Source organism: Cellulomonas hominis (assembly GCF_005239125.1).
Taxonomy (GTDB): domain Bacteria; phylum Actinomycetota; class Actinomycetes; order Actinomycetales; family Cellulomonadaceae; genus Cellulomonas; species Cellulomonas hominis_A.
In genome coordinates this window covers 1-9,950 of sequence record NZ_SZYE01000147.1, presented here as the reverse complement: position 1 = coordinate 9,950, position 9,950 = coordinate 1, and the positions used below count along the sequence as shown (strand labels likewise).

9 protein-coding genes are annotated in these 9,950 nt (G+C 76.2%); 4 read left to right on the top strand and 5 right to left on the bottom strand.

The features are described 5' to 3' along the window. Positions 1-501 (top strand): DUF4439 domain-containing protein (locus FA014_RS14930; RefSeq protein WP_154730446.1); only part of this gene is annotated, 501 nt, incomplete at its 5' end. 121 nt (positions 502-622) lie between these two features. Here FA014_RS14930 and FA014_RS14925 read toward each other — a convergent pair. Further along, positions 623-2,434 (bottom strand): proline--tRNA ligase, encoded by a 1,812-nt coding sequence (locus FA014_RS14925; protein WP_154730445.1) that lies wholly within the window; start codon positions 2,432-2,434, stop codon positions 623-625. Positions 2,435-2,489: 55 nt separating this feature from the next. Between FA014_RS14925 and FA014_RS14920 the strand changes: the two genes are divergently transcribed. Beyond that, entirely contained in the window at positions 2,490-3,395 is a 906-nt protein-coding gene (locus FA014_RS14920; protein ID WP_154730444.1) for an Fpg/Nei family DNA glycosylase, read from the top strand. 107 nt (positions 3,396-3,502) lie between these two features. After that, on the top strand, positions 3,503-4,672 hold the full coding sequence (locus FA014_RS14915; RefSeq protein ID WP_154730443.1) for an LCP family protein: 1,170 nt from the start codon (positions 3,503-3,505) through the stop codon (positions 4,670-4,672). On the opposite strand, the gene FA014_RS14910 is transcribed toward FA014_RS14915, so the two are convergent. The 4 genes from FA014_RS14910 to FA014_RS20960 all read right to left on the bottom strand — a co-directional run bounded on the left by FA014_RS14910 (position 4,669) and on the right by FA014_RS20960 (position 9,371). Next, positions 4,669-5,577 (bottom strand): GNAT family N-acetyltransferase, encoded by a 909-nt coding sequence (locus tag FA014_RS14910; protein WP_230323200.1) that lies wholly within the window; start codon positions 5,575-5,577, stop codon positions 4,669-4,671. The two genes, FA014_RS14915 and FA014_RS14910, sit on opposite strands and share 4 nt — an antisense overlap. Positions 5,578-5,582: 5 nt before the next feature. Next, on the bottom strand, positions 5,583-6,719 hold the full coding sequence (gene ispG / locus FA014_RS14905; protein WP_230323205.1) for a flavodoxin-dependent (E)-4-hydroxy-3-methylbut-2-enyl-diphosphate synthase: 1,137 nt from the start codon (positions 6,717-6,719) through the stop codon (positions 5,583-5,585). A 72-nt stretch (positions 6,720-6,791) separates the two neighbouring features. Beyond that, entirely contained in the window at positions 6,792-8,108 is a 1,317-nt protein-coding gene (locus tag FA014_RS14900) for a M50 family metallopeptidase (RefSeq protein WP_154730441.1), read from the bottom strand. Between the two features lie 15 nt (positions 8,109-8,123). After that, positions 8,124-9,371 carry a GGDEF domain-containing protein gene (locus FA014_RS20960; protein ID WP_154730440.1) on the bottom strand — a complete coding sequence of 416 codons (1,248 nt, stop codon included), beginning with the start codon at positions 9,369-9,371 and terminating at the stop codon, positions 8,124-8,126. A gap of 234 nt (positions 9,372-9,605) precedes the next feature. On the opposite strand from FA014_RS20960, the gene FA014_RS14890 reads away from it, so the two are divergent. Next, positions 9,606-9,950: FAD-dependent oxidoreductase (locus FA014_RS14890; RefSeq protein ID WP_419178410.1), on the top strand; the 345-nt coding region annotated here is incomplete at its 3' end.

Genomic DNA, 9,950 nt, shown 5'->3' with positions numbered 1-9,950 from the left:
CCCACGCCCACCGGCACCGGACCGGCGGACGCGGTGGGCACCGACCTCGACCGTGCCGACGCCCTGGCCCTGGTGCTCGCCGAGGACCAGGCGGGCTACGGGTTCGAGGTGGCCGCCGCCCGGCTCTCCGACGACGCGCGCGCCCGCGCCCGCACCGCCGCCGCCGCGCACCGCGCCGCCGCGTCCGCCTGGGCCGAGGCCGTCGGCGTCGCCGGCACCGCCGAGGACCCGCGCCGGGTGGCCTACGAGCTGGACGGCGACCTGTCGTCGGCCGAGGGCGTCCGGTCGTTCGCGGCCGGGCTGCTGACCGACCTCGCCGCGGTGCACGCCGACGCCGTGCTCGACACCGGCGCGGCGACCGCCGACCGCACCGCCGCCGTCGACGGCCTGCGGACCTCCGCGGTCGAGTCCCTGGCGTGGGGCGCGACCCCGACGGCCCTCCCGGGCCTCCCGGCCCCGACGTCGACCCCGACCCCCACCCCGACGCCCGCCGAGAGCTGACCGCCCGCCGCGAGCCGACCGCCCGCCGAGATCGCATCAGTTGCGGTGTTCAACCCCTGCGAACCCCACACGATGTGCAGTCTCGGCGCGGCCTGCGCGGACGGGGCCGTCGCGGCGTGCGTCAGCGCGCCAGGAGCGCGTCCACCAGCTCCGCCACGCGGTCCGCCGCCTCGGCGACCGGCACCTGCTCCGCCTGCGGGCCGCCCTCGACGACCACGCGCGGCCGCACCTCGACCAGGCCGTCCGCGAGCCCGCGGCCCACGACGACGGTCAGCGGGACGCCCAGCAGCTCGGCGTCGGCGAACTTCACGCCGGGCGAGACCTTGAACCGGTCGTCGTACAGCACCTCGATGCCGCGCGCGTCCAGGGTCTGCGCCAGGGACTCGGCGGCCTCGAACACCGCCGCGTCCTTGCCGGTCGCGACGATCTGCACGTGCGCGGGCGCCACGCCGGCGGGCCAGGCCAGGCCGCGGTCGTCGTGGTTCGCCTCCGCCAGCGCCGCGAGCACCCGGGACACGCCGATGCCGTACGAGCCCATCGTGACGACCTGGGACTTGCCGTTCTGGTCGAGCACGGTCAGGCCGAGCGCCTGCGCGTACTTGCGGCCCAGCTGGAAGATGTGGCCGATCTCGATGCCGCGCGCGAGCTCCAGCGGGCCGGAGCCGTCGGGGGCCTCGTCGCCGGCGCGCACCTCGGCGGCCTCGACGGTGCCGTCCGCGGTGAAGTCGCGGCCGGCCACGAGGTCGAACACGTGCTTGCCGGGCTGGTCGGCGCCGGTGATCCACCGGGTGCCCTCGACCACGCGCGGGTCGAGCAGGTACCGGACGGCGGTGCGGCCCTCGGCGTCGGCGGCCAGGCCCTCGCGGTTCGGGCCGAGCGCGAGCGGGCCGATGTAGCCCTTGACCAGCTCGGGGTGCGCGGCGAAGTCGGCCTCGACGGCCGGCTCGACCTCGGCCGGGGCCACGGCGGCCTCCAGGCGCTTGAGGTCCACCTCGCGGTCGCCGGGCAGCCCGACGACCAGCAGCTCGCGGACCCCGGTCGGCTGGACGAGCGCCAGCACGACGTTCTTCAGCGTGTCGGCGGCGGTCCACGCGCGGTCCGGACGGGCGAACCGCTCGTTCGCGACCGCGACGAGCGAGTCGATCGTCGGGGTGTCCGGGGTGTCCTCGACGTGGGCGGCCGGGGCGTCGTCGTAGGGCAACGCCGGCGGGGCCGGGGTCGTGACGGCCTCGACGTTGGCCGCGTAGCCGCCCGGCGAGCGCACGAAGGTGTCCTCGCCGATCGCGGTCGGGTTGAGGAACTCCTCCGACCGCGAGCCGCCCATCGCGCCGGACGTCGCCGCCACGATCACGTACTCCAGGCCCAGGCGCTCGAACACCCGCTGGTACGCGGCGCGCTGCGCGGCGTACGACGCCTCCAGCCCCGCGTCGTCCACGTCGAACGAGTAGGCGTCCTTCATGATGAACTCGCGGCCGCGGATCAGGCCGGCGCGCGGGCGGGCCTCGTCGCGGTACTTGGTCTGGATCTGGAACAGCGTGAGCGGCAGGTCCTTGTACGACGAGTACAGGTCCTTGACCAGGAGCGTGAACATCTCCTCGTGCGTCGGCGCGAGCAGGTAGTCGTTCTCCCGGCGGTCCTGCAGCCGGAACAGGTTGGGCCCGTACTCGGTCCACCGCCCGGTCGCCTCGTACGGCTCGCGCGGCAGCAGCGCCGGGAAGTGCACCTCCTGGGCGCCGGCGGCGGCCATCTCCTCGCGCACGACCTGCTCGACCTTGCCCAGCACCCGCAGACCCAGCGGCAGCCAGGTGTAGATGCCGGGGGCGGCGCGGCGGATGTAGCCGGCGCGGACGAGCAGCTTGTGGCTGGCCACCTCCGCGTCGGCCGGGTCCTCGCGCAGGGTGCGGACGAAGAGCGTGGACAGGCGTAGCAGCATGGGCCGCAGCCTAGTGGGCGTGCCAGGTGTCGGACGCCTGGGCCACCATGGGGGCATGCCCGAGCTGCCCGAGGTCGAGTCGCTGGCCGCCTTCCTGCGTGAGCGCGCCGTGGGACGCACCGTCGCGGGGGTCGAGGTCGGGGCCATCAGCGCCCTGAAGACGTTCCGCCCCGCGCCCACCGACCTGACCGGTGGCACCGTCGTGTCCGCGGGCCGGCACGGCAAGTGGCTGGACCTGGGCGTCGCGCCGCCGGCCGCGGGCGGCGGGACGGGCGACCCGCTGCACCTCGTGTTCCACCTGGCGCGCGCGGGCTGGCTGCGCTGGTCCGAGCAGCTGCCCGCGACCCCGGTGCGGCCGGGGAAGTCGCCGCTCGCCCTGCGGGTCCGGCTGGACGACGGCTCGGGCTTCGACCTCACCGAGGCGGGCACGCGCAAGCGGCTCGCGGTGCACGTCGTGGCCGACCCGGCCGACGTGCCGCAGATCGCGACGCTCGGGGTCGAGCCGCTGTCCGAGGAGTTCACCCCGGAGCGGCTCGGCGCGCTCATGGCGGCGCGCAACCAGCAGATCAAGGGCCTGCTGCGCGACCAGGGCACGATCGCCGGCATCGGCAACGCCTACTCGGACGAGATCCTGCTCGTCGCCCGCACCAGCCCGTTCGCGCTGACCCGGTCGTTCGACGCGGACGCCGTGGCCCGGCTCCACGCGGCGACCGTCGGCGTGCTGCGCGAGGCCGTCGCCACCGCCGCCGGCCGGCCCGCCGCCGAGCTGAAGGACGCCAAGCGCCGCGGCATGCGCGTGCACGGCCGCACCGGCGAGCCGTGCCCGGGCTGGGACGGGGTGCCCTGCGGCGACACGGTGCACGAGGTGTCGTTCGCGGACTCGTCCCTGCAGTACTGCCCGACCTGCCAGACGGGTGGCAAGCCGCTCGCCGACCGGCGGATGTCCCGGCTGCTGCGCTGAGGACGAGCCCGCGGGGCCCCGGGCTTCACACCTCGCGCACAGGATCCCTCCGAGGACTCTCCGCCCTCGCCGAGCGCCCCCCGCGCTGTCCTCCCTAGCGTGGTGCCATGCCCGAGACCACCAGCAGCGGCGACCGCGCCGTCCGGCACAGCCGCGCCGTGCAGCGGCCCGCCCGGCACGTCCGCCCCGCCCGCGGGGGCACCGGCCGCCGCGTCGCCCGCGTGGCCGCCGCGACCGTCGGCGTCCTCGCGCTCGGCGGCACCTCCGGCGCCGTGGCGCTCTACGCGCAGGTGCAGGGCGGCATCGACGCCGCCGACGTCGACCAGTTCCTCGGCGACGACCGGCCCGCGGCGCCCGAGGAGGCCCCCGCCGACGGCTACGCCGGGCGGCCGCTCAACATCCTGGTGATGGGCACCGACGTCCGCGACGGCGAGAACGCCGACCTGGCCGGGGAGGTGGACGGCATGCGGTCCGACACGACGATGCTCGTGCACCTGTCCGCCGACCGCAGCCGGGTCGACGTCGTCTCGGTGCCGCGCGACTCGCTCGTCGACATCCCGTCGTGCACCCTCGAGGACGGCAGCACCACCGAGCCGCGCTCCGACGAGATGTTCAACGAGGCGTTCTCGATCGGCGCCGGCGGCACCGGCAACCTCGCCGCCGCGGCCGCGTGCACCCGGCGCACGTTCGAGCAGGCCAGCGGCCTGCGCACCGACGAGAGCATCGTCGTGAAGATGGACGGCGTCCGGGACGTCATCGACGCCCTGGGCGGCGTGCCGATGGACCTGCCCGAGGCGATGGACTCCCCCAAGGCGGGGCTGCACGTCCCCGCCGGCCCGCAGACCTTCGACGGTACCACCGCGCTGCAGTTCCTCCGGGCCCGCACCGGCACCGGCAACGGCCTGGAGATGGGATCCGACCTCGCGCGGATCGAGCGGCAGCAGCAGCTCGTCGACGCGCTCGCCGCCCAGGTGCAGGGTGCGGGGCTGCTCACCGACCCGGGCACCCTGATGCCCGTGCTGACCTCCGTCACCCGCTCGCTGTCGATCAGCGAGGGCCTGGCGGACGTCCGGGACCTGGCCGGCCTGGCCCTCACCCTGCGCGACGTCGACCCGGCGACGCTGCAGCCGGTGACCGTGCCCGTCGCCGAGGCGCCCCAGGACCGCGACCGGGTGGTGTGGACGTCGCAGGCGCAGGACCTGTGGGACCGCATCGCGGCGGACCAGCCGCTGACGGACGCGGCCGGGGCGACCGCCGGCGCGACCGCCGGCGCCTAGAACAGCACCGTCGCGTACGTCCCGACCCGTCGGAAGCCCACCGCGCGGTAGGCCGCGAGCGCCCGCTCGTTGTAGTGGTTCGCGTACAGCGACACCGTCGGCGCCACGTCGCGCCGGGTGAGGGCGACGACCGCCGCCATCCCGGCCTCGGACAGCCGCTCGCCGCGGCGCGTCGGCTCGACCCAGACGCCCTGCACCTGCGCGACGCCGCCGGCGACGGCGCCCAGCTCGGCCTTGAAGACCACCTGGGGCGACCCGTCGTCGCCGGGGTCGATCCGGACGAACGACCGGCCCTCGCGGACCAGCGAACGCACCCGCGCCTCGTACGCCCCGCCGGTCCCGCCGATCGGCGAGTAGCCGACCTCCTCGGTGAACATGCGCACGCAGGCCGGCAGCACCAGGTCGTACTCCTCGGGCACCGACCTGCGGACCGCCGGGTCGGGGCCGACGGCGGGGTCGCCGTCGATCACCATGGAGGGCTGCTCGGCGCGCACCTCCCGCACGGCGCCCCACGCGGGCGCCAGGCGCTCCCACAGCGGCAGCACCGCGTCGGCGTCGCCCACGACCGACGAGCAGCGCCGCCCCTGCGCCCGGCCCATCGCCGCGAACGCGTCCAGCGCCGCCGCGCGCTCCGGGCCGTCCGGCGCGACCGGGACGAGGTTCGCACCGGCCCACGCCAGCGCGACCAGCGTCCCGTCGACCTCGTAGCCCCACAGCTGCCCGCCGGCGCGCCGCAGCCCGACGGCCGCCGCCTGCTCCAGCCGGGTGGTGGCGAGCACCGCGGCGACCGGGTCCTGCGCGCACAGCGCGAGGGCGCGCGGCAGGTCGGCGTCGGACAGCACCCGGGCGCCGCCCGTGCCGGCCGGTGGCCGCCCCGCCGCCAGGTCCTCCCAGAGCCCCCGCACCGGCGTCAGCCCACCGTCACCACGGGGCCGCCGGCGCCGTCCTCGGCGGGCGTCATGCCCTCGGCGATCCGCATCGCCTCGTCGATCAGCGTCTCGACGATCGCCGACTCGGGCACCGTGCGCACCACCTCGCCGCGGACGAAGATCTGCCCCTTGCCGTTGCCGGACGCCACGCCGAGGTCGGCCTCCCGGGCCTCCCCCGGACCGTTGACGACGCAGCCCATCACGGCCACCCGCAGGGGTACCTCCAGGCCCTCGAGCCCGGCGGTGACCCGCTCGGCCAGGGAGTACACGTCGACCTGCGCGCGCCCGCAGGAGGGGCAGGACACGATCTCGAGCTTGCGCGGCCGGAGGTTCAGGGACTGCAGGATGCTGATGCCGACCTTGACCTCCTCGACCGGCGGGGCCGAGAGCGACACCCGGATCGTGTCGCCGATGCCCTTGCTCAGCAGCGCGCCGAACGCGGTCGCCGACTTGATCGTGCCCTGGAACGCCGGGCCGGCCTCGGTCACGCCGAGGTGCAGGGGCCAGTCGCCGCGCTCGGACAGCAGCTCGTAGGCGCGCACCATCACGACGGGGTCGTTGTGCTTGACCGAGATCTTGAAGTCGTGGAAGCCGTGCTCCTCGAACAGCGACGCCTCCCAGACGGCCGACTCGACCAGCGCCTCCGGCGTGGCCCTGCCGTACCTGGCGAGCAGCCGCGGGTCGAGCGAGCCGGCGTTGACGCCGATCCGCAGCGAGACCCCGGCGTCGGACGCGGCGCGGGCGATCTCCTTGACCTGGTCGTCGAACTTCCGGATGTTGCCGGGGTTGACGCGGACCGCGGCGCACCCCGCGTCGATCGCGGCGAACACGTACCGGGGCTGGAAGTGGATGTCGGCGATGACCGGGATCTGCGACTTGCGCGCGATGGCGGGCAGCGCGTCCGCGTCGTCCTGGGTGGGGACGGCGACGCGGACGATGTCGCAGCCCGCGGCGGTCAGCTCGGCGATCTGCTGCAGCGTCGCGTTGACGTCGGAGGTCAGCGTCGTGGTCATCGACTGCACGCTGACCGGCGCGTCGCCCCCGACCTCGACCTTGCCCACGCGGATCTTCCGGGTCGGCCGGCGGGGGGCCAGCACCGGCGGAGGAGCCTCCGGCATGCCCAGGCTGATGGGGGTGCTCACCGGGTCATCATCGCACCGGACGACCGCTGCGCGCCCGAGCGGCGCGGCTCAGCCGAACGTGACGGGCGCGACGATGTCCGCGTAGGCCAGCAGCAGACCCATCCCGCCGAGCACGACGAACACCGCGAGCGCCACCGGCTGCAGCCTGGCCGCGTCCGCGGGCCGCGGGCGGGGCAGCTTCCGCAGCCGCGCGACCTGGCGCTTCAGGCCCTCCCAGAGCGCCGCCGCGACGTGCCCGCCGTCCAGCGGCACCAGCGGGATCAGGTTGAACACGAACAGCGCGATGTTCAGCGACGCGAGCAGGCTGAGCATGCCGGACACCCGCTCCGCGACCCCGACGCCCGTCGCGTCCGAGGAGGCCACCTCGCCGGCCAGCCGGGCCACGCCCACCGGGCCGAGCACGCCCTCGGCGCTGCGCTCCCCGTCGCCGAAGGCGCTCTCGGCGATGCCCACCAGGTTCGCCGGCAGGGTGACGACGGCCTTCATCGTCTGCACCACCGCGTCGCCGGTCAGCGTCACCACCTCGGACAGCGGCTGGCGCTGCAGCTCGGTGCCGGGGCTGACGCCGAGGAACCCGACCTCGCGGGTCACCGGGTCGCCCGCGTCGTCGAGGACGACCTGCCCGGCGTCGTCGGTCACGGGACGCTCGGCGACCACGGGCGTCACCGTCAGCTCGACGCGCTCGCCGTCCCGCTCCACCACGACCGGCACCGGCTCCGCGCCCGTGCCGCGGATCAGCCCGCTGAGCTGGTCCCAGGAGGTGATCGCCACGCCGTCGTACGACACCACGGTGTCGCCCGGTCGCAGGCCGGCCTCCGCGCCCGGGGCGGCCGGGTCGTCGGCGGCGCACTCGGTGGCCGTGGAGTCCGCCGGCAGCACGCACTGGCTCACCGACGACAGGGTCGTGCTCGCGCCCTGCACGCCGATGCCGACGAGCACGACGGCCAGCAGCACGACCGCGATGAGCAGGTTCATCACCGGTCCGCCGAGCATGACGACCAGCTTCTTGGGCGTCGACAGCCGGTAGAAGGCCCGGTGGTCCTCCCCCGGGCGGATCTCCTCGGCGCTCGCCTCGCGGGCGTCCGCGGCGATCCGGCTGAAGAACCCGCGCACCGGCGGGTTCCCGACCGCGTCGGGCGTCGGGTACATGCCGATCAGCCGGACGTAGCCGCCCAGCGGGACGGCCTTGACCCCGTACTCGGTCTCGCCCTTCGTGCGGGACCACAGGGTCGGGCCGAAGCCGACCATGTACTGGCTCACGCGCACGCCGAACTTCTTGGCGGGCACCATGTGGCCGACCTCGTGCAGCGCGATGGACACGAGGATGCCCACGACGAGCACCACGACGCCGATCGCGTAGGCCATGCGGGGGTCTCCGTTTCAGTGCGGCTGCCCGCCGAGCGGGTCGGCTCGGCGCGGGTGGGTCGACCCCCCATCCTGCCCCGGATTCCTGGGGACGGGCTGGACGTCGGCCGGGTCGGGGGGCGCGGACCCGGCCGGTTCCGGGTCGCCGTCGACCGCCACCCGGTCCCGGCCCGCCCGCTTCGCCCGGTACATCAGCGCGTCCACCCGCCCGATCGCCGCCGCCGGCTCCTCCCCCGCGCGCAGCGCCGTCACCCCGAGGCTCGCCGTCACGTCGACGGGCGCCTGCGCGCGCACCGCACCGGGGACCGCGGTGCGCAGCCGCTCGGCGAGCACCCGGGCGTCGCCGGCGCCCGTCCCCGGGGCGACCACCAGGAACTCCTCGCCGCCGAGCCGCGCCACGAGGTCGCCCGACCGCACGTGCTGCTCCAGCGCCCGCGCGACCGCCACCAGCACGCGGTCCCCGACCGTGTGGCCATGCACGTCGTTCACCGCCTTGAACCGGTCCAGGTCGAGGTACACCAGGGCGACGTCGAGGCCGGAGCCGACGACCCGCGCCTGGTAGGCGAGCTCGTCCTCCAGCCGGCGGCGGTTCGCCGCGCCGGTGAGCGGGTCGCGGTAGGCCATCTCGCGCATCGACGCCGCCTCGGCGCTCGCGCGCTCCGCCACCTGGAACGCGCGGGCCGCGTGCTCCTTGGTGCGCGACAGCACCCAGACCATCGCCGCGAGCACCGCCAGGTACACCGCGTACCGGGCCAGGTCGACCGCGTGCTGGCGGGTCGCGGGGCCGGACGGGCCGAGCGCGAGCCCGGCCCAGCCCACCCCGAGCGTCGCCAGGACCACGGCGCCCGCGTGCAGCGCCGCGAACCGGGTCGGGAACACCAGGTACCCGATCACCACGAACAGCGCGAGGCCCATGAACGTCGTCGGGAACAGCGCGTCCCAGCCGCCGCCGGCCGCGGTGCCCAGCCGGCTGCCCAGCGTCGCCAGCCACAGCACGTCCAGCCCCGTCAGCACCACCCGGGACACCGGCACGGTCGCCGCCGGACGCCGCAGCACCAGCCAGGCGAACAGCAGGACGACGACCAGCAGCACCGGGGACGTCACCCGCAGCAGCACGTCGTCCCGGCGCAGCACCGCGACCGCGCCCACCGACACCGCACCCACCAGCAGGCACACCAGCAGCACGCGCCGGATCAGGCCCAGCGTCGGGTCTCCGGCCCGGCGGGCGACCGGCAGGTCCCGGGGCGGCGGGGGTGCGGACATGGCGGCTCGTTCCGGGCGATCCGGGTGTGACGGGGCACCCGGGGCGGGCGGGTGCCGGGGCGGGGCTGTCGTGGCACGGTACCCCGCGCCACCGGGCCCGGGAGGGGTCCGAGGCACCGGTCACCCGCGGGATCACCCGTCCGGCGACCGTCCGGCCACCGCCTTGCGCCCGCAGGGGCGAACCATGACGATCGGCGGGAGGCCCGCCGCCCGGCCGGCCACCGGGGAGGCGACGTGGACGGTGCGCGCGAGGCGGCAGCCGACGCCGGCGCGGTGGCGCTGCGGTGGAGCACCGGCGGGGACCCCGCGGCGGCGTCGCTGTGGTTCGACCAGGCCGAGGCCGACGACCCGCGCCCCGCGCGCGACCCGCTCGACGGCGACACCACCGCGGACGTCGTCGTCGTGGGGGCCGGCCTGACCGGCCTGTGGACCGCGTACTACCTGCTCGAGGCCGACCCGGCCCTCGACGTCCTCGTCGTCGAGCAGGACGTCGCGGGCGCCGGGGCCAGCGGGCGGACCGGCGGCTGGTACGGCGCCGGCCCCGCGTCGGCCGCCGCCCGGGTCGCCGCCGCGCACGGC

Excerpts from the sequence above, each read along its gene's own strand:
- FA014_RS20960 (WP_154730440.1), bottom strand. The coding sequence starts at position 9,371 with ATGTCCGCACCCCCGCCGCCCCGGGACCTGCCGGTCGCCCGCCGGGCC.
- FA014_RS14925 (WP_154730445.1), bottom strand. The coding sequence starts at position 2,434 with ATGCTGCTACGCCTGTCCACGCTCTTCGTCCGCACCCTGCGCGAGGAC.
- FA014_RS14915 (WP_154730443.1), top strand. The coding sequence starts at position 3,503 with ATGCCCGAGACCACCAGCAGCGGCGACCGCGCCGTCCGGCACAGCCGC.
- FA014_RS14900 (WP_154730441.1), bottom strand. The coding sequence starts at position 8,108 with ATGGCCTACGCGATCGGCGTCGTGGTGCTCGTCGTGGGCATCCTCGTG.
- ispG (WP_230323205.1), bottom strand. The coding sequence starts at position 6,719 with ATGCCGGAGGCTCCTCCGCCGGTGCTGGCCCCCCGCCGGCCGACCCGG.
- FA014_RS14920 (WP_154730444.1), top strand. The coding sequence starts at position 2,490 with ATGCCCGAGCTGCCCGAGGTCGAGTCGCTGGCCGCCTTCCTGCGTGAG.